Source organism: Pseudomonas sp. Ag1, from assembly GCF_000278565.1.
Classification (GTDB): Bacteria; Pseudomonadota; Gammaproteobacteria; order Pseudomonadales; family Pseudomonadaceae; genus Aquipseudomonas.
In genome coordinates this window covers 1-17,823 of the sequence record NZ_AKVH01000100.1, presented here as the reverse complement: position 1 = coordinate 17,823, position 17,823 = coordinate 1, and the positions used below count along the sequence as shown (strand labels likewise).

Below are 17,823 nucleotides of genomic sequence, written 5' to 3'. Positions count from 1 at the left end.
CTTGCTCGCGAAGGCGGCCTCAAGGGCAACAAATGACTTAAGCTTGGCCATAACAACAAGGAGGACCCCGTGAGCGTAATCAGTAAATCCATTCTCCTGGTCGACGACGACCAGGAAATCCGCGAGTTGCTGCAAACCTACCTCAGCCGCGCCGGTTTCCAGGTGCGTGGCGTGCCGGATGGCGCGGGGTTCCGCCAGGCGATGAACGAAGCGCCGTGCGACCTGGTGATCCTTGATGTGATGCTGCCGGACGAAGACGGTTTCAGCCTCTGCCGCTGGATCCGCCAGCACCCACGCCAGGCCCAGGTGCCGATCATCATGCTCACCGCCAGTTCCGACGAAGCCGACCGCGTCATCGGCCTGGAGCTGGGTGCCGACGATTACATCGGCAAACCCTTCAGCCCCCGTGAGCTGCAGGCCCGTATCAAGGCCCTGTTGCGGCGTTGCCAGTTTGGCCAGGAGCGCAGCGGCGGCGAGGTGCTGGTGTTTGGCGAGTGGCGCCTGGACATGGTCAGCCACCGGCTGTTCCACGTCGACGGCGAGGAAGTGATTCTTTCCGGCGCCGATTTTGCCCTGCTCAAACTGTTCCTCGACCACCCCCAGCAAATCCTCGACCGCGACACCATCGGCAACGCCACCCGTGGCCGCGACCTGATGCCGCTGGACCGGATTGTCGACATGGCCGTCAGCCGTCTGCGCCAACGCCTGCGCGACACCGAAAAACCACCCCGGCTGATCCGCACCGTGCGCGGCAGTGGCTATCAATTGGCAGCCAGCGTGGTTGCCGGCAATGCCCACTGAGCGCCTGCGTGAACTGCGCCGGCGCATCCCGGTACCGCGTTCGCTGCTGGGGCGGATGTTACTGCTGACCCTGTTGGCGGTGCTGTTTGCCCAGGCGTTGTCCAGCGTGATCTGGGTCTCGCAATTGCGCGCTACCCAGCTTGAAGGCCTGGTAACCGCCGCCCGCAGCCTGGCGCATTCGATGACCGCCAGCGTCAGTTATTTCCGCTCGTTGCCGGTGGCCTTCCGGCCGTTGGTACTGGACCAGTTGCGCAGCATGGGCGGTACCCGGTTTGTGGTGACGCTCAACGACAAGCCCCTGGACATGGCGGTATTGCCGGAAACCCCGCGCAAGCATGCAGTGCTCGGTGCTGTCGAAGAAGTGTTGCGCCAGACCCTGGGCAGCGACGTGCATGTTTCGGTGGAGTTCGTCAGCGCCGAAGACCTGCGCATCTTCAACGCCGGCTTGAAACTCGATGAATTGCCGCGCTCCTGGGCGCATTACGCGTTGACCCTGGAACCGGTGAATCCGCCGGTGTTGGTCACCCAGATCCAGCTGGCCCAGGGCGAATGGCTCTACATTGCCTCCTTGCTGCCCGAACCCTATACCAGCCTCGAAGAACAAGGCCTGCCATACCAGCAGGTGTGGTTTATCGTGCTCACCAGCGGCTTCCTGCTGCTGTTTATCGGCCTGTTGGTGCACTGGCAAAGCCGTCCACTCAAGCGCCTGGCGAGGGCGGCGCGGGACATGTCCCTGGGCGCCGACGTGGAGCCGGTGGCCGAAGGCGGCGGCAGCGAAGTGGTGGAAGTAGGCCGCGCGTTCAATGCCATGCGCGAACGCATCAGCCGTTACCTGACCGAACGCAGCCAGCTGTTCAGCGCCATTTCCCACGACCTGCGCACACCCATCACACGCCTGCGGTTGCGGGTGGAATTGCTGGAAGACGAGAACCTGCAAGCCAAGTTCGGCCGCGACCTGGATGAACTGGAGTTGCTGGTCAAAGGCGCGTTGCAGTGCGTGAAGGACACCGACATCCACGAAAACATCGAACCGGTGGACCTCAACCACGTACTCGACTGCCTGGTGGAGCCGTACCTGGCGCCCAACGGCAATGGGCGCGTGACCCAACATGGTCGGGCACTTACGACGTACCCGGGCAAGCCGCTGGCGCTCAAGCGCTGCATCGGCAACCTGATCGACAACGCCCTGAAGTACGGGCAGAACGCCCATTTGCACATTGAAGACGATGGCGCGGAGTTCATCCTCCACGTCGACGACGAAGGCCCGGGCGTGCCGGAACAGCGCCTGGAGCAGGTCTTCGAACCGCACTTCCGCCTGGCCGGGCAGCAACAGGGTTACGGCCTGGGCCTGGGCATCGCCCGCAACATTGCCCACAGCCATGGCGGTGAAGTGAGTTTGCAGAATCTGCGGGAGGGCGGTTTGCGGGTGACCTTGCAACTGCCTCGTGGCCTGGATTGAACGCCACCAATACCGCAGCTGATTGAGTACTTGTGGCGAGGGAGCTTGCTCCCGTTGGACTGCGCAGCAGTCCCCTCTTTTGGGGCCGCTTCGCGCTCCAACGGGAGCAAGCTCCCTCGCCACATTATTAGTATCCGGCGTTATAACCGTGGTTAGACGCTCTGGCGCAACCTGGCCAGATCCCGCAACGGCGGCGCACCAAACAGCCGGCTGTATTCGCGGCTGAACTGCGATGGGCTCTCATAGCCCACCCGATACCCCGCCGCCGAGGCTTCCAGGCCCTCGGCGATCATCAACCGCCGAGCCTCCTGCAAACGCAGTTGCTTCTGGTACTGCAACGGGCTCATGGCGGTCATCGCCTTGAAGCGGTGGTGCAAGGTCGAGACGCTGAGGTTCACTTCCTTGGCCAGGTCATCAATGCGCAGGGGCTGTTCGTAGTTGCCGTTCAACCAGGTGATCGCCTGGCTCACCCGATGGCTCTGACTGTTGGCGACGGCAATTTCATACAGCCGATAACCCTGCGGACCGCGCAACAGGCGATAGAGAATTTCCCGATTGATCAGCGGCGCGAGCATTGCGATGTCTTTTGGTGCGTCGAGCAATCGGGTCAGGCGCAGCACGGCGTCCAGTAGCTGGCTGTCCAGGCGGTCGACATACATCCCTCGGGAGGTCGGGCGCGGGGGCACGCCCATCGGCCCGGCTTCGGCAATCAGTGCGGTGATCTGTGCCGGGTCGATATTCACCCGAATCGACAGGTTGGGGTCTTCCGGCGTGGCATCAAGGATGCGCCCGGCCACCGGCATCGCTACCGAAAACACCAGGTAATTGAGCGGGTCGTAGGCGAAGACTTCATCCGCCAGGCGCACTTCCTTGCTGCCCTGGGCGAGGATGCACAGCGCGGGTTCAACCAGCACCGGCGTGAATTCACGCGGGGAGTTATGGCGGTTGAGATACAGCGACGTGATCGCCGTGCCGTAGGAACCATCCTCCCAGGTATGCCGGCGAACGATGCCGGCGAGTTCTGCGCGCTGCTTTTCCATATCGGCGTCGAGGGGTTTGGAGCGAAGTTCGGGCGACGACATGGGACATCCTCTGGTGCTTTGACGATGGGCACAGCTTAAGGGCGGCTTTGCAAAAAGCGGTATTTCGATTCTGCACAATCCTTGCCTGATCCTGCGAAAAATCGTGAATCAGGCAAGCCGGGGCCTGTCATGCCCCTGAAATACGGCAGTCATGCCGGGAATAAACTTCGCAGGCCGATTGCTATATCTACGTATCTCGCAGGATTGTGCAATAAGCCAGCAGGAATTGACTAACCGCATCCACACCCGCGCCCGTATCTTTGATCCTGTGGCAACACGCCCTCATAGTGCTTGCCGAGCATCACTTCTCAACGGGAGAGTCGAACATGTCCACCCCCATTCCCGCGAGCCATATGGCCTTTATCCGTGCCCGTACCGGGTACAGCACCGAACTGGGTGCACGCTTGAGCAGTTTGATCGAACCGGGCCGCCAGGCTCAGGGTTGCCTGCAATTCTCGTTGCAGCACTCCCTGGCCGACCCGGATGTGTGGTTGGTGTCGGGCTTCTGGAGCAGCGAGCAGGCGATGAGTGCCTACTTCAGCTCGCCGGCGCTGATGGTCTTCACCGAGTTGTTGAATGACATGGTGGTTCGCAGCATGGACTTCCAGACCTTTACCGACGCCTCGGCGGCCAATGCCTATGGCGAGTACCTGCAACTGGCGGGCTAGTGCTTTAGAATGGCCGCCTTTCCCATTGGCCAGGACCTGCAACATGGCACGTAAAGAGTTTGCCCACCACGAAGCCGTTTCCGCCTTGGTGCGTGAAGAAGAGGGTGGCTATAGCGCCGCCATCGCCGTCAAGGCGCTGGATGGCATGGGCGCACCGCGCTTTCACAAGATCCTCGATGGACAGACGTTCAAGACTGCCTCCGACGCCGACGATGCCGCAGCTCTGCAACTGGAGCGCTTGGTCGATGTAGATGAAGACGGTCAGCTTTCTTGGGCAACTTCCGCCAACTAAAAACACCGCTGATCCAAATCTGGGAGCGGGCTTGTGTGGGAGCGGGCTTGCTCGCGAATGCGGTGGATCAGTTGGCATATGCATTGACTGATACGCCCCCTTCGCGAGCAAGCCCGCTCCCACATTTTTATCTCGTTCCAATCAGCGTTGCGCGGCGCCTGGGCGGTACATTTTGAACAGCGCTTCCGGCCCCAACTGAAAATAATCCGCCGGGCCACCTCCACGCAGGATCGGCTGGGCGGCAGCCGTGTCGTACACCCCGTCTTTCAGCAGCCATTTGGCGATATGCACCGCGACCACCTCGCCGAGCACCAACCAGCTTGGCACCAGCTCCTTGTCGGCGCGCTGCAGCTGAATGATCTGCGTCACCTTGCACTCGAACGACACCGGGCTTTCGGCCACGCGAGGCACGGCGATCACCTTTGAAGCCACCGGCGTCAAGCCGGCCAATTCAAACTCGTTGACCTCGGGTGATACCGGCGCGCAACTCTGGTTCATCTGCTCGGCCAGCGGGCGGGTAGCCAGGTTCCACACGAATTCGCCAGTCTGTTCGATGTTGTTCAGGCTGTCTTTGCGCCCGACACTGGAAAACCCAATGATCGGCGGAATGTAGTTGAACGCGTTAAAGAAACTGTAGGGCGCCAGGTTCAGGCGGCCCTGGCTGTCGTGTGACGAAATCCAGCCAATCGGGCGCGGGCCGACAATCGCATTGAACGGGTCATGGGGCAGGCCGTGGCCGTTGGCGGGTTCGTAGAAATGAATATCGTCGGACATGGCCGGGGTTCCTGCTGCGCGGTTCTGGGGAGGGCACCATAGTGCAATCCGGCGCGGCGGATTTCTATCATCCATATGGAATTTTCATACAGCCCCCACCTATTTTTCACAGCTCCCGGGTCAGTCTGCGCGCCAGGTCGACACCCCCTATAAGTCGACCGATTGAACGACTGAGCCTTTGGAGCCTTCTGCACAATGAACAAACTTCCTCAGATCACCCTGGCGTTCTGGGTCACGAAAATCTGCGCCACGACCCTGGGCGAAACCGCCGGGGACTTGCTGTCGATGACCTTGAATGTCGGTTACGCCATCAGCTCGATGATCCTGATCAGCGTGTTCCTGGTCACTCTGGTGACGCAACTCTGGTCGAAAACCTACAACCCGGTGCTGTACTGGATCGTGATCCTGTCCACCAGCACCGCCGGCACCACCATGTCGGACTTTATGGACCGCACGCTGGGGCTGGGTTATGCCACGGGCTCGATGATTCTGGTGTCGATCCTGGTGGCGATCTTTGCCCTGTGGCGTATCAGCGGCGACTCGCTGAACGTGAACAAGGTGCAGACCTTTCGCGGTGAGCTGTTCTACTGGATGGCGATTCTGTTCTCCAACACCCTGGGCACGGCGCTGGGTGATTTCCTCGCGGATGATTCCGGGCTGGGGTTCGCTGGTGGCGCGTTGCTGATCGGGGCGAGTATCGCGGTGGTGGTGTTGCTTAAATACTTCACGCGGATTTCGTCGGTGCTGCTGTTCTGGGTGGCGTTTGTGTTGACCCGGCCGTTCGGCGCAACCCTGGGTGACTTCCTGACCAAACCCCATGAAAAGGGCGGGCTGGACTTTGGCACCATCGGCTCGTCGGCCGTGTTGGCGGCGGTGCTGGTGGTGATGATTGCCGGGGCGGCGTATGCCCAGCGTCGGTATGGACGCCAGGCGGCTGCCGAGCTGTCTTGAGGGCAATGAAAAAGGGCCGTGTCATTGACTGATATGGCCCTTTTTTTACGCCTGCCGAACCCTTAGTCCGTAGTAATCCGCGAATGCTTGCGGGTGTCCTTCATGGTCACATACACCAACAGCGACACCGCAATACACGCGGTGACGTACCAGTAGTAACCGGTTTCCATACCAATGCTCTTGAACCACAGCGCGATGTATTCAGCGGTGCCGCCGAAGATCGACACGGTCAGTGCATAGGGCAAGCCAACGCCCAGGGCGCGGATTTCGGTGGGGAACAATTCGGCCTTCACCACGGCGTTGATCGAGGTGTAGCCGCTGACGATGATCAGCGCCGCCATGATCAGGAAGAACGCGCCCCACCAGGTCTGGATGGTGTGCAGGGTGGTGAGGATCGGCACGGTGAACAGCGTGCCGAGGACGCCGAAGGCGATCAGGATCGGCCGGCGGCCAACCTTGTCCGACAGCCCGCCGATGATGGGTTGCAGGCACATGAACAGGAACAGCGTGGCCGCCGAAATGGTGGTGGAGTCGGAGATGCTCATGCCGACGGTGTTCACCAGGTATTTCTGCATGTAGGTGGTGTAGGTGTAGAACGCCAGGGTGCCGCCCATGGTCAGGCCGACTACGGTCATCAGTTCCTTGGGGTGGCGCATCAAGGTGCGCATTGCGCTTTCCTTGGCCTTTTCTTTCTTGGTGAACGACTCGGTTTCTTCCATGCCACGACGCAGGTACAGCGCCACTACCGCGCACAGCGCGCCGATGGCGAACGGGATACGCCAGCCCCAGTCGTACAGTTGTTCGGTGGTCAGCAATTGTTGCAGCACGATCAATACCGCCAGGGCGATGAGCTGGCCGGAGATCAGGGTCACGTACTGGAAGCTGGAGTAGAAGCCCCGACGTTCCTTGGTCGCCATTTCGCTGAGGTAAGTGGCGGAGGTGCCGTATTCACCGCCGACCGACAGGCCCTGCAGCAAACGGGCGAATACCAGCAGGATCGGCGCACCGATACCAATGGCTTCATAGCCCGGGCTCAGGGCAATCAGCAGCGAGCCGAAGCACATCAGGTAGACCGACGCCATCAAGGCCTTTTTACGCCCGACCTTGTCGGCGTACAGGCCCATCAGCCAGCCACCGATCGGGCGCATCAGGAAGCCCACGGCGAAGATCGCGGCGGTGTTCAGGAGTTGGGCGGTGGTGTCGCCTTTCGGGAAAAAGGTCTTGGCGAAATACAGGGAGAAAGCCGCGTAGACGTACCAGTCGTACCACTCGACCATGTTGCCGACCGATCCGCTGAAGATCGACTTGATACGGCTGGAGGTGGTGCGTCCTTTTGCCGGCGCAGTCGCCGACCCCAGAGGCAGGGAGTTGGAGTTATCCATTTAAGGATCCTTCATCTAATTGTTTTTGTGGAGCGCGCGGTAGCGCAGCCTGGCTGGGCTATAGCAGGAGCTGTGCCAAGCCGATGAAGGCCCGGTCTAGAAGGGTTTGCGGAAATTTTTGAGCGGAAAATTGCTGATGAATCAAGGGGGATGAGCGGAAAACCGCCGACGAAGATCGCTCCCACGCTCTGCGTGGGAGCGCATCCTGTGACGCTCCGCGTCACGATTTTAAGGGCGGACGCGGAGCGTCCAGAGCTGCATCCCCACGCGGAGCGTGGGAACGATCGGGTTAGAGGAACGTATCCCGCGCCAAGCCATGGCGCTGCATTTTTTCATTGAAGGTGCGCCGTGGCAGTTGCAGCTCGGCCAGCACCGCCTTGATATCGCCTTTGTGCCGGGTCAGCGCGGCTTTCAGGCAATGGGCTTCAAATGCTTCCTGCTGAGCCGCCAACGATTGCCCGGCTTCGATGCCTTCCGGTTCCGGTTCACCCAGCCCCAGCACCTGGCGTTCCGCGGCATTGGCCAGCTCCCGCACATTCCCCGGCCAGTCATGGCTGAGCAGGCGCCCCAGCGCGGGTCCGCTCAGCGGCGCGAAGTTGCGGCCCAGGCGCTCGGCGGCGCTTTGTGCAAAGTGCTCGAACAGCAGGGGAATGTCTTCCCGGCGTTCCCGCAGCGGTGGCAGGCGCAGTTGTGCGACGGTCAGGCGATAGGCCAAATCCTCGCGAAAACGCCCGGCGCGAGCTTCGTCCAGCAGGTCGGGTTTGGTGGCGGCGATGATCCGCAAGTCCACCTTGATGCTTTGATTGGAACCGAGCCGTTCGAGTTTTTGCTCCTGCAACACCCGCAGCAATTTCACCTGCTGGGCCAGCGGCATGCTTTCGATCTCATCGAGAAACAGCGTGCCGCCATTGGCGTATTCCAGCTTGCCGATGCGCTTGCCCTGGGCGCCGGTGAACGCGCCACTTTCATGGCCGAACAGCTCGGCTTCAAACAGCTGCTCGGGAATCGCCGCGCAGTTCAGCGCCACAAACGGCTTCTTCGCCCGGGGGCCGAAATCATGCAGGCAACGGGCGACCAGCTCCTTGCCGCTGCCGGTTTCGCCGCGAATCAACACATTGACCGGCAAGCCGGCCAGGTCCAGGACTTGCCGGCGCAGGTTCTGCAAACCCCGGGACACCCCCAGCAGGCTCGATTCCAGTTGGGCACGGTGATCGGCCTGCTGATGCAAGCGGCGGTTTTCCAGCACCAGCCCGCGCTTGTCCAGCGCCCGGCGCAGGCTGCTGAGCAGGGCTTCGGGGCTGAAGGGTTTTTCGAGGAAGTCGTAGGCGCCGTCGCGCATGGCTTCGACGGCCATCGGCACATCGCCGTGGCCGGTGAGCAGAATCACCGGCAGGTCGGCGTCACGCCGCTGCACTTCAGCCAGCAACTCCAGGCCGCTGAGGCCGGGCATGCGCACGTCGCTCAGGATCACCCCGGGAAAGTCCCTCGGCAATTGCGCCAGGCATTCTTCGGCGCGGCCGAACAACTGCACCTCAAAGCCCGACAGGCTCAGCCATTGCTCGACGGCCGTGCGAATGCTGGCTTCGTCGTCGACCACAATCACCGCATTCAACATAGGTCTGGCGTCTCCAGCGCGATGGGCAAGGTCAGGGTAAAGATCGCCCCGTCACCTTGATTGCCGGCGCTCAGGCGCCCGCCAAGTTCGTGGACGATAGCGTACGACACGGCGAGTCCCAAGCCGAGCCCGTCGCCTACCGGCTTGGTGGTGAAGAACGGGTCGAACACGCTGTTGAGGTTTTCCTCGGCAATCCCGCCGCCGCTGTCGCTGACGGTCAGGTGCCATAGCTGCTGATCGGCGTGCAGACGGATCTCCAGGCGCTTGCGTGGCTTGTCGGCCATGGCGTCGAGGGCGTTGCGCAGCAGGTTGATCAGCACCTGTTCGAGGCGGATCGCGTCGCCGCGTACCCAGGCGGGGCGGGTCAGGTCCAGTACGGTGCCGATGGCTTCGTCCCGCAGGCGCGCATCGAGCAAGTGCAGGGATTGGTCCACCACCGTCGCCAGGTCGAGGCGTTCGCGCAGGCCGCTGGGGCTCTTGCGGGCGAAGGTCTTGAGGTGGCCGGTGAGCGCGGCCATGCGTGTGAGCATGTCGTCCAGCGGGGTCAGGGCCTGGTAGGCGTCGTCCACCCGGCCATGGTCCAGCAGCAGCCGCAGAGTCGCCAACTGCATGCGCTGGGCGGTCAATGGCTGGTTGATTTCGTGAGCGAGGGCGGCAGACATCTGCCCCAGCGCTGCCAGTTTGGCGGATTGCACCAGGCCATCCTGGGCAGTACGCAGGGCGCGGGTGCGTTCTTCCACCAGTTGTTCAAGTTCTTCGCGGCTGCGCTGGCGCAAGCGGGCGAGGCGCCAGCGCTGGGTCAGGAACAGCACCAGGAACACCAGCGCCAGCCATGAGCCGGCGGCGGCGAGGCCGGCGTTGCGTTGGTCTTCAAAGGCAAATTGTGGCTTGCGCAGCAGGTGCAAGGTCCAGCCTTCGGCCTTCAGCGGCAGGGATTCCCAAATGTAATTGGCCTTGCCGTCGGGGCCGTCGACGCGCATCAGGTGGCTGTTTTCGTCAAAGCGCTGCAAGGCTTCGGTGTCCAGCGGCAGCAATTGTTTCTTGTCGTATTGGCGGGTGGCCTTGAGTTCGGCGTGGTCGCTGTCCGACAACGGACGCAGCGCGCGGTAGCGCCAGCCCGGCTGATTGGCGATAAACACAATGCCCCGGGCATCGCTGACCAGCAGCAGGTCATTGCCCTGGGCCCACTCGCGCTCCAGTTCCGGGAACTCCAGCTTGACCACCATGGCACCGAGGAACTGTTCGTTCTCGCCGACCACCGCGCTGGAGAGGAAATACCCCGGAATCCCGGTGGTCACCCCCACTGCATAAAAACGCCCGGTGCCCTGGCTCAGGGTCTGGCTGAAGTACGGGCGAAACGCGTAGTTGTGCCCCACATAACTGCTGGGCAGGTTCCAGTTGCTGGCGGCCACGGCGAGGCCGTTGCGGTCCATCAGTTCCAGGGTCGAGGACTGGGCGGCGCCGTTGATGCGCTCCAGCTTGCGGTTGAGCAAATCCTGGGTGGCGGTGTCCAGCGGGCCCTTCAGGGCGCTGATCATTTCCGAGTCCAGGGCCAGCACGGCGGGCAGGGCGCGGTAGCGTTCGATCAGGGTGTGCAGGGAGTTGCCATAAAGCATGAGCTGCTGATTGGCGCGGGCGGCGTCATCCACCAGGGCCAGGCGTTCGGCGTGGCGGGTAGCCAGGGCGGCAGCCAGTACCGCGCCGGCGATGATCAGCAAGGAGTAGAAGGTCAAACGCAGCGGACGGGGAATCGCAATCATACGAAGATGAACAGTGCAATTAGGGGCGAGCACCATAGCACGAGGCGCATGGCTGTTGTGGCGAGGGAGCTTGCTCCCGCTGGGGCGCGTAGCGGCCCCAAAAAAATGGGAGCGCTGCGCACTGGAGCGGGAGCAAGCTCCCTCGCCACAGTGAGAGGTGCATGAAACAAAAAAAGGCGACCGTAGTGGTCGCCTTTTATCCTTGCAGGGGAAATGCTTACTGCACTTCAACCGCCAGGCTTTCACTGATCTTTTTCTGCCAGATGGCAGGACCGGTGATGTGTACCGACTCGCCCTTGCTATCAACGGCAACGGTGACCGGCATGTCTTTCACGTCGAACTCGTAGATCGCTTCCATGCCCAGCTCGGCGAACGCCACGACGCGGGATTTCTTGATGGCCTGGGCCACCAGGTAAGCCGCGCCGCCCACTGCCATCAGGTAAACCGCCTTGTGGTCCTTGATCGCTTCGATAGCGGTCGGGCCGCGCTCGGATTTGCCGATCATGCCCAACAGGCCGGTTTGCTCGAGGATCTGGCGGGTGAACTTGTCCATCCGCGTGGCGGTGGTCGGACCGGCAGGCCCCACCACTTCTTCGCGCACCGGATCAACCGGGCCGACGTAGTAGATGAAGCGACCCTTGAGGTCCACCGGCAGGGTTTCGCCCTTGTTCAGCATCTCGACCATGCGCTTGTGCGCGGCGTCGCGACCGGTGAGCATCTTGCCGTTGAGCAACACGGTTTCGCCCGGCTTCCAGCTCTGCACGTCTTCCGGGGTCAGGGTGTCGAGGTTGACGCGACGGGCCGACGGGCCGGCTTCCCAGACGATTTCCGGGTAGGCGTCCAGCGGTGGCGCTTCGAGCGATGCAGGGCCCGAGCCGTCGAGCACGAAGTGCGCGTGACGGGTGGCGGCGCAGTTGGGGATCATGCACACCGGCAGCGAGGCCGCGTGGGTCGGGTAGTCCATGATTTTCACGTCGAGCACGGTGGTCAGGCCACCCAGGCCCTGGGCGCCGATGCCCAGTTGGTTGACCTTCTCGAACAGCTCCAGGCGCATCTCTTCGATACGGTTGGACGGGCCGCGCTTCTTCAGCTCGTGGATGTCGATGGATTCCATCAACACTTCCTTGGCCATTACCGCGGCTTTCTCGGCGGTGCCGCCGATGCCGATGCCAAGCATGCCCGGTGGGCACCAGCCGGCGCCCATGGTCGGAACGGTCTTGAGCACCCAGTCGACGATCGAGTCGGACGGGTTGAGCATGGCCATTTTCGACTTGTTCTCGGAACCACCGCCCTTGGCGGCCACGTCCACTTCCACGGTGTTACCCGGGACGATGGAGTAGTGGATCACGGCAGGGGTGTTGTCCTTGGTGTTTTTACGCGCACCGGCCGGGTCGGCGAGGATCGAAGCCCGCAGGACGTTTTCCGGCAGGTTGTAGGCCTGGCGCACGCCTTGGTTGATCATGTCGTCCAGGCTCATGGTGGCGCCATCCCAGCGCACGTCCATGCCTACACGTACAAATACGGTGACAATCCCGGTGTCCTGGCAGATCGGGCGGTGGCCGGTGGCACACATGCGCGAGTTGATCAGGATCTGAGCCATGGAGTCACGGGCCGCTGGCGATTCTTCGCGCAGGTAGGCCTCGTGCATCGCCTGGATGAAGTCAACGGGATGGTAGTAGGAAATGAATTGCAGGGCGTCGGCAACGCTCTGAATCAGGTCGTCTTGCTTGATCACGGTCATGAGTCGCGCTCCTCTATAAGGGAACATTCAATAAAGGTGGCGTCAGTGTTGCATCGGTCGGCTGAAGCCACCTTTCCAAGGCACGCCAAAGTGGTGCAGGCGCGACGCTAAAAAGGCGCGGCAGTATAACCCGCCACGGTGGCCGATACACCCGACTATGGTCAAACTCTACCGGGCGTGATTCCCTGTAGACGCCTTTTTGATCCGAGACCCTTGATGCCTGAACTTCACGTCGGTGAACGCCACTGGTCGGTAGCCGCCGGCAGCAACCTGCTGGATGCCCTGAACCAGGCGGGCGTGGCCGTGCCTTATAGTTGCCGCGCCGGCAGCTGCCATGCCTGCCTGGTGCGTTGCCAGGGGGATATCCAGGACAACCAGCCGGATGCCCTGAGCCCGGCGCAGCGCCAGGATGGCTGGCGCCTGGCGTGCCAGTGCCAGGTCGCAGGTGACTTGCACGTCGAAGCCTTCGACCCGCTGCGTGACGGGTTGCCGGCGACGGTGCTGAGCGTCGATTGGTTGACCCCGAGTGTACTGCGCTTGCGGCTGCAACCCGAACGCGGCTTGCGCTACCGGGCGGGGCAGCATCTGGTGTTGTGGGCCGGCAGCGTTGCGCGGCCTTATTCATTGGCCAGCCTGCCCCAGGAAGATCCGTTTCTCGAATTTCACATTGATTGCCGCCTGCCCGGCGAATTCAGCGACGCCGCCCGCCAATTCAAGGCCGGTGACAGCCTGCGCCTGGGCGAATTGCGGGGCGGCGCCTTGCAGTACGACCCCGACTGGCAATCGCGGCCGCTCTGGCTGCTGGCCTCGGGCACCGGACTCGGCCCGCTATGGGGCGTGTTGCGCGAGGCCTTGCGCCATGATCACCAGGGCGCCATCCGGGTCATTCACCTGGCCCATGACGCGGGCGGTCATTACCTCGCCGGGCCATTGGCCCAGCTGGCTGGTGCGCATCCGAACGTGACCGTTGAGCTATGGACAGCGGCTGAGGTGACGCAGGCGTTGGCGCAACTGCGGCTTGTTTCCCGGCAAACTCTGGCTTTACTCTGCGGGCACCCGGCCAGTGTCGAGGCCTTTTCCAAGCGCCTGTTCCTGGCCGGACTGCCGCGCAATCAACTGCTGGCCGATGTGTTCCTGCCCCGTGGTTGAGCGCTGAATTTCCCAGCCGCGAGATTTGTCATGACCGATGCCATCCTGCAGCAACGCGAACGCGGGTTGCTGATTTTGCAGCTCAATCGCCCGGACAAGAAAAATGCCCTGACCCGCGCCATGTACAGCCAATTGGCCGAGGCGCTGGAGCAGGCGGATGCCGATACCAGCGTGAATGCCGTGCTGATCCAGGGCAGCAGCGAGTGCTTCACCGCCGGTAACGATATTGGCGACTTCCTCGAACAACCGCCGGCGGATCTCGACAGCCCGGTCTTCAATTTCATGCGCAGCTTGCTCAACTGCCGCAAGCCGGTGATTGCGGCGGTGGCGGGCGTGGCGGTGGGAATTGGCACGACGCTGCTGCTGCATTGTGACCTGGTGTATGTCAGCCGGGATGCACGGTTGCGCATGCCGTTCGTCAACCTGGGGCTGTGTCCGGAGTTTGGGTCCAGCTTGATCCTCCCGCGATTGCTGGGGCACGCCAAGGCGGCGGAGTTGCTGCTGCTGGGTGAAGGGTTTACCGGCGAACAGGCTGCCGCCTGGGGCATTGCCACCGAGGCATTGGGCAGCGGTGAATCGGCCCTGGCCAAGGCACGGGAAATTGCTGGACGGTTTGAGACCCTGGCGCCGGGCGCGGTGCAAGTCAGCAAGCATCTGATGAAAAGCGTTGATCGCGAGCAGTTGCGCAAGGTGATCGAGGAGGAGGGGGCGTTGTTTACCCAGAGGTTGAAGTCGCCGGAGGCGATTGCGGCGTTGTCGGGGTTTATCACTCGGAGATGAATGAGCGTTGACTGGTCGGCCGTCTTCGCGAGCAAGCCCGCTCCCACATTCGACCGTGTTTCTTCAGGATGTACGCGATCAAATGTGGGAGCGGGCTTGCTCGCGAATAGGCCAGTAAAGCCAACACACAAGCCAATTTGCAATGCAAAAAGCCCCGCCATTCACATGGCAGGGCTTTTGTTTTTCAGCGAGCGGTCACTCAGACCATTGGGTCGCCAACGTGCAGGATCTTCATGCCGTTGGTGCCGCCGATGGTGTGGTAGCTGTCACCCTTGGTCAGGATGACCCAGTCGCCTTTCTCCACGACGCCGCGCTTGAGCAACTCGTCGATCGCGGCCTGGCTGACTTGCTCAGGCGGCAGCGATGCCGGGTCGAACGGTACGGTGTAGACGCCGCGGAACATGGCCGCACGGGCCTGGGTTTCGCGGTGCGGGGAGAACGCGTAGATCGGGATCGAGGAACGGATGCGCGACATGATCAACGGCGTGTAGCCACTTTCGGTCAGGGCGATGATCGCTTTCACACCCGGGAAGTGGTTGGCGGTGTACATGGCCGCCAGGGCGATGCTCTGGTCGCAGCTTTCGAAGACCTTGCCGATACGGTGGCTGGAGGTCTTGCTGGTCGGGTGCTTTTCAGCGCCGACGCAGATGCGTGCCATGGCCTGCACGGCTTCCAGCGGGTACGGGCCAGCCGCACTTTCAGCTGAAAGCATCACGGCGTCGGTGTAGTCAAGCACGGCGTTGGCCACGTCGGACACTTCGGCACGGGTTGGCATCGGGTTCTGGATCATCGACTCCATCATCTGGGTCGCAACGATCACCGCCTTGTTGTGGCGACGTGCGTGCAGGATGATTTTCTTCTGGATACCGATCAGCTCGGCGTCACCAATTTCCACACCCAGGTCGCCACGGGCAACCATCACGGCGTCGGAAGCCTTGATCAGGCCGTCGAGGGTTTCGTCATCGGCCACGGCTTCGGCGCGTTCGATCTTCGCCACCAGCCAAGCAGTGCCGCCGGCTTCGTCGCGCAGTTTACGGGCGTATTCCATGTCGGCGGCGTCGCGCGGGAAGGATACCGCGAGGTAGTCCACTTCCATTTCGGCGGCGAGCTTGATGTCGGCCTTGTCTTTTTCAGTCAGGGCCGGGGCAGTCAGGCCACCGCCGCGACGGTTGATGCCTTTGTGGTCCGACAGCGGGCCGCCGATGATCACGGTGCAATTCAGTTCGGTCGGGGTGGCGGTGTCGACGCGCATTACCACACGGCCGTCGTCCAGCAGCAGTTCGTCGCCCACGCCGCAGTCTTTCACCAGGTCCGGGTAGTCGATACCCACGACTTGCTGGTTGCCTTCGGTCAGCGGATGGCTGGTGGAGAAGGTGAACTGGTCACCGATCTTCAGCTCGATCCGCTTGTTGGCAAATTTGGCGATACGGATTTTCGGGCCTTGCAGGTCACCCAGCAACGCCACGAAGCGGCCATGCTTGGCGGCCAGGTCACGCACCAGCTTGGCGCGAGCCTTGTGCTCGTCCGGGGTGCCGTGGGAGAAGTTCAGACGGGCAACGTCCAGGCCAGCCAGAATCAGCTGTTCGAGGACTTCCGGCGAGTTACTGGCCGGGCCAAGGGTGGCGACGATTTTGGTACGACGGACGGACATGCACGGACTCCTGAGTTCAAGCGCTGGGGAAGGCTACTATGCTCTTTGGTTGTAGTCATTGTTCGTTTGCACTACTTATCGATGATTCGCTTGTTTTCACTCTGCATGAACAGATGAACAACCTTGAAGATTTTCGATGAAGGGTCGATACACTGCACAAGACAGGAGAACCCCCATGCGAATCGTGATCATTGCTGCCCTGGCCGTCAGTGTTGTCGGCTGCACCCGTTGGTCGATGGACCATCATTTGAACAATGCGTACCGCGCCTACGGTGTGGGCGATTGCCAGCGGGTCACCCTTGAGTTGTCCCAGGTCGACCGTGAAAGCCGTTCCCGGCGCTACGTGCAACCGGAAGTCTCGATGTTGCGCGGGCAGTGCCTGGAGCGCGAGAAGCTGTTTGTCGATGCGGCGCAAACCTATCAGTTCATCATCAGCCAGTACCCGGCGAGCGAGTACGCATTCCGTGCCCGTGCCCGTTTGGATACCCTGCAGCAACTGGGGCATTACCCCGGCGCGAGCGTTGCCCAGCCGCGGCCGGCGTCGTTGTGATGATATTTGTCATGCCATAGCTGGCTCGTTGCCAGTCTTGGGCTAATCTTTGAATGTCAGTTTGTATAAGTTGGCGGCGGCAAAAACTGAGTGCAACACCTGACCTTTCCGGTAGGGTGTTGCCATGTCTTATCACGAACTCAGCGTTGAAGAACGCTCCGATATCCAGGTCAGTCTGCTGCGTGGCATGAGCCAGCGCGCCATTGCCCGAATGCTCAACCGCAGCCCCTCAACGATCAGTCGCGAGATCCGTCGCAATCGTGATGCCCGGGGTGAGTACACCACCCAGCATGCCCAACAAGCCATGCGCGATCGTCGATTGCCCTGCCGGCCCCGGCAAAAGCTGGTGCCCGGCAACGAATTGTTCGAGCTGGTCGCCCACCTGCTGCGACAGCGCTTTTCTCCCGAGCAGATTGCCGGCAAGCTGCGAACCATGAAATCCCCAAGCTTCGAAGACGCCTACGTCTGCCGCGAGACGATCTACAACGCGATCTATGCCCTGCCGGTCGGCGAACTGCGCAAGGAGCTGATCATCTGCCTGCGGCAAGGCAAAACCTCCCGCCGTCCGCGTTCTGGCGGCGTAGATCGCCGTGGCCAGATCCCGGACATGGTCAGCATCCATGTGCGTCCGCCGGAGATCGAGGATCGCGTGATGCCGGGACATTGGGAGGGCGACTTGATCAAGGGCAAAGCCAACGCATCGGCCGTGGGTACGCTAGTCGAACGCACCAGCGGCTACCTGATGCTGGTGAAGATGCAAGACGCGACGGCGACCTCGGCCGTGGAAGGCTTCAGTTCGGCGCTGAACCATATGCCGCTGGCGGCCCGCAAGAGCATGACCTACGACCAAGGGCGGGAGATGGCGCGTCACGCGGAAATCACCCAGAAGACCGGGGTGGCAATTTACTTCTGCGACCCGCACAGCCCCTGGCAGCGCGGCAGCAATGAGAACATCAACGGACTGATCCGCCAGTACCTGCCCAAGGGCACGGATCTGTCGGTGTGCAGCCAAGAGCAGTTGGATGCGATTGCCTACGAGTTGAACATCCGACCGCGTAAGCGCTTCGGTTTCAAGTGCCCCATCGAGGTCATGACCGAGCTGATGGCCAAGCATCACGAGGCTCCCGCCTCAATCCAGTAACTGTGTTGCACTCAGCTCCTGCAACCG

Annotated in this window: 16 protein-coding genes; 9 read left to right on the top strand and 7 right to left on the bottom strand. The window is 61.9% G+C overall.

Going from position 1 to position 17,823, the window contains the following annotated elements:
* The first annotated feature begins 69 nt into the window (after positions 1–69).
* Together A462_RS15400 and A462_RS15405 are read left to right on the top strand one after the other, a co-directional pair.
* Positions 70–801: a response regulator gene (locus tag A462_RS15400; protein WP_003214124.1), complete on the top strand. Its 732-nt coding sequence runs from the start codon at positions 70–72 to the stop codon at positions 799–801.
* Positions 791–2,260: an ATP-binding protein gene (locus tag A462_RS15405; protein WP_003214126.1), complete on the top strand. Its 1,470-nt coding sequence runs from the start codon at positions 791–793 to the stop codon at positions 2,258–2,260. Before A462_RS15400 ends, A462_RS15405 begins: the two co-directional genes overlap by 11 nt.
* A 152-nt stretch (positions 2,261–2,412) precedes the next feature.
* On the opposite strand, the gene A462_RS15410 is transcribed toward A462_RS15405, so the two are convergent.
* Positions 2,413–3,342 (bottom strand): AraC family transcriptional regulator, encoded by a 930-nt coding sequence (locus A462_RS15410; protein WP_003214128.1) that lies wholly within the window; start codon positions 3,340–3,342, stop codon positions 2,413–2,415.
* A 326-nt stretch (positions 3,343–3,668) separates the two neighbouring features.
* Between A462_RS15410 and A462_RS15415 the strand changes: the two genes are divergently transcribed.
* Positions 3,669–4,010, top strand: a complete 342-nt coding sequence (locus tag A462_RS15415; protein ID WP_003214130.1) for an antibiotic biosynthesis monooxygenase family protein — start codon at positions 3,669–3,671, stop codon at positions 4,008–4,010.
* 43 nt (positions 4,011–4,053) lie between these two features.
* On the top strand, positions 4,054–4,302 hold the full coding sequence (locus tag A462_RS15420) for a hypothetical protein (protein ID WP_003214132.1): 249 nt from the start codon (positions 4,054–4,056) through the stop codon (positions 4,300–4,302).
* Positions 4,303–4,443: 141 nt separating this feature from the next.
* On the opposite strand, the gene A462_RS15425 is transcribed toward A462_RS15420, so the two are convergent.
* On the bottom strand, positions 4,444–5,076 hold the full coding sequence (locus tag A462_RS15425) for a flavin reductase family protein (RefSeq protein ID WP_008435502.1): 633 nt from the start codon (positions 5,074–5,076) through the stop codon (positions 4,444–4,446).
* Between the two features lie 195 nt (positions 5,077–5,271).
* Between A462_RS15425 and A462_RS15430 the strand changes: the two genes are divergently transcribed.
* Positions 5,272–6,027 carry a COG4705 family protein gene (locus A462_RS15430; RefSeq protein ID WP_008435501.1) on the top strand — a complete coding sequence of 252 codons (756 nt, stop codon included), beginning with the start codon at positions 5,272–5,274 and terminating at the stop codon, positions 6,025–6,027.
* Positions 6,028–6,089: 62 nt separating this feature from the next.
* On the opposite strand, the gene A462_RS15435 is transcribed toward A462_RS15430, so the two are convergent.
* From A462_RS15435 to A462_RS15450, 4 genes are all read right to left on the bottom strand, one after another.
* Positions 6,090–7,409 carry an MFS transporter gene (locus A462_RS15435; RefSeq protein WP_008435500.1) on the bottom strand — a complete coding sequence of 440 codons (1,320 nt, stop codon included), beginning with the start codon at positions 7,407–7,409 and terminating at the stop codon, positions 6,090–6,092.
* A 289-nt stretch (positions 7,410–7,698) separates the two neighbouring features.
* Complete coding sequence (locus A462_RS15440; protein ID WP_008435499.1) at positions 7,699–9,024, bottom strand: sigma-54-dependent transcriptional regulator; 1,326 nt, start codon at positions 9,022–9,024, stop codon at positions 7,699–7,701.
* Positions 9,018–10,784: an ATP-binding protein gene (locus A462_RS15445; RefSeq protein ID WP_008435493.1), complete on the bottom strand. Its 1,767-nt coding sequence runs from the start codon at positions 10,782–10,784 to the stop codon at positions 9,018–9,020. The genes A462_RS15440 and A462_RS15445 overlap by 7 nt, the downstream gene beginning before the upstream one ends.
* A 217-nt stretch (positions 10,785–11,001) precedes the next feature.
* Complete coding sequence (locus tag A462_RS15450) at positions 11,002–12,525, bottom strand: fumarate hydratase (RefSeq protein WP_003214142.1); 1,524 nt, start codon at positions 12,523–12,525, stop codon at positions 11,002–11,004.
* A 216-nt stretch (positions 12,526–12,741) separates the two neighbouring features.
* Here A462_RS15450 and A462_RS15455 point away from each other — a divergent pair, with 216 nt between their 5' ends.
* Both A462_RS15455 and A462_RS15460 read left to right on the top strand, forming a co-directional pair.
* The gene (locus A462_RS15455) at positions 12,742–13,674 is read left to right on the top strand and encodes an iron-sulfur-binding ferredoxin reductase (protein WP_008435492.1); all 933 of its coding nucleotides are present in this window, start codon (positions 12,742–12,744) and stop codon (positions 13,672–13,674) included.
* A gap of 30 nt (positions 13,675–13,704) precedes the next feature.
* Positions 13,705–14,454, top strand: coding sequence for an enoyl-CoA hydratase-related protein (locus tag A462_RS15460; RefSeq protein ID WP_003214147.1), 750 nt, complete (start codon positions 13,705–13,707; stop codon positions 14,452–14,454).
* Positions 14,455–14,653: 199 nt separating this feature from the next.
* Here A462_RS15460 and pyk read toward each other — a convergent pair whose 3' ends face one another.
* Positions 14,654–16,105, bottom strand: a complete 1,452-nt coding sequence (pyk, locus tag A462_RS15465) for a pyruvate kinase (protein WP_003214149.1) — start codon at positions 16,103–16,105, stop codon at positions 14,654–14,656.
* A 175-nt stretch (positions 16,106–16,280) separates the two neighbouring features.
* Between pyk and A462_RS15470 the strand changes: the two genes are divergently transcribed.
* Complete coding sequence (locus A462_RS15470) at positions 16,281–16,655, top strand: tetratricopeptide repeat protein (RefSeq protein WP_003214151.1); 375 nt, start codon at positions 16,281–16,283, stop codon at positions 16,653–16,655.
* 124 nt (positions 16,656–16,779) lie between these two features.
* Positions 16,780–17,796 carry an IS30 family transposase gene (locus A462_RS15475; RefSeq protein ID WP_008435491.1) on the top strand — a complete coding sequence of 339 codons (1,017 nt, stop codon included), beginning with the start codon at positions 16,780–16,782 and terminating at the stop codon, positions 17,794–17,796.
* Positions 17,797–17,823 lie beyond the last annotated feature (27 nt).

What these genes read in the sequence shown, in the direction of transcription:
- A462_RS15470 (WP_003214151.1), top strand. Translation starts at nt 16,281, where the DNA reads ATGCGAATCGTGATCATTGCTGCCCTGGCCGTCAGTGTTGTCGGCTGC.
- A462_RS15475 (WP_008435491.1), top strand. Translation starts at nt 16,780, where the DNA reads ATGTCTTATCACGAACTCAGCGTTGAAGAACGCTCCGATATCCAGGTC.
- A462_RS15455 (WP_008435492.1), top strand. Translation starts at nt 12,742, where the DNA reads ATGCCTGAACTTCACGTCGGTGAACGCCACTGGTCGGTAGCCGCCGGC.
- A462_RS15435 (WP_008435500.1), bottom strand. Translation starts at nt 7,409, where the DNA reads ATGGATAACTCCAACTCCCTGCCTCTGGGGTCGGCGACTGCGCCGGCA.
- A462_RS15405 (WP_003214126.1), top strand. Translation starts at nt 791, where the DNA reads ATGCCCACTGAGCGCCTGCGTGAACTGCGCCGGCGCATCCCGGTACCG.
- A462_RS15425 (WP_008435502.1), bottom strand. Translation starts at nt 5,076, where the DNA reads ATGTCCGACGATATTCATTTCTACGAACCCGCCAACGGCCACGGCCTG.
- A462_RS15460 (WP_003214147.1), top strand. Translation starts at nt 13,705, where the DNA reads ATGACCGATGCCATCCTGCAGCAACGCGAACGCGGGTTGCTGATTTTG.
- A462_RS15415 (WP_003214130.1), top strand. Translation starts at nt 3,669, where the DNA reads ATGTCCACCCCCATTCCCGCGAGCCATATGGCCTTTATCCGTGCCCGT.
- A462_RS15410 (WP_003214128.1), bottom strand. Translation starts at nt 3,342, where the DNA reads ATGTCGTCGCCCGAACTTCGCTCCAAACCCCTCGACGCCGATATGGAA.
- A462_RS15450 (WP_003214142.1), bottom strand. Translation starts at nt 12,525, where the DNA reads ATGACCGTGATCAAGCAAGACGACCTGATTCAGAGCGTTGCCGACGCC.
- A462_RS15420 (WP_003214132.1), top strand. Translation starts at nt 4,054, where the DNA reads ATGGCACGTAAAGAGTTTGCCCACCACGAAGCCGTTTCCGCCTTGGTG.
- A462_RS15440 (WP_008435499.1), bottom strand. Translation starts at nt 9,024, where the DNA reads ATGTTGAATGCGGTGATTGTGGTCGACGACGAAGCCAGCATTCGCACG.
- pyk (WP_003214149.1), bottom strand. Translation starts at nt 16,105, where the DNA reads ATGTCCGTCCGTCGTACCAAAATCGTCGCCACCCTTGGCCCGGCCAGT.
- A462_RS15430 (WP_008435501.1), top strand. Translation starts at nt 5,272, where the DNA reads ATGAACAAACTTCCTCAGATCACCCTGGCGTTCTGGGTCACGAAAATC.
- A462_RS15445 (WP_008435493.1), bottom strand. Translation starts at nt 10,784, where the DNA reads ATGATTGCGATTCCCCGTCCGCTGCGTTTGACCTTCTACTCCTTGCTG.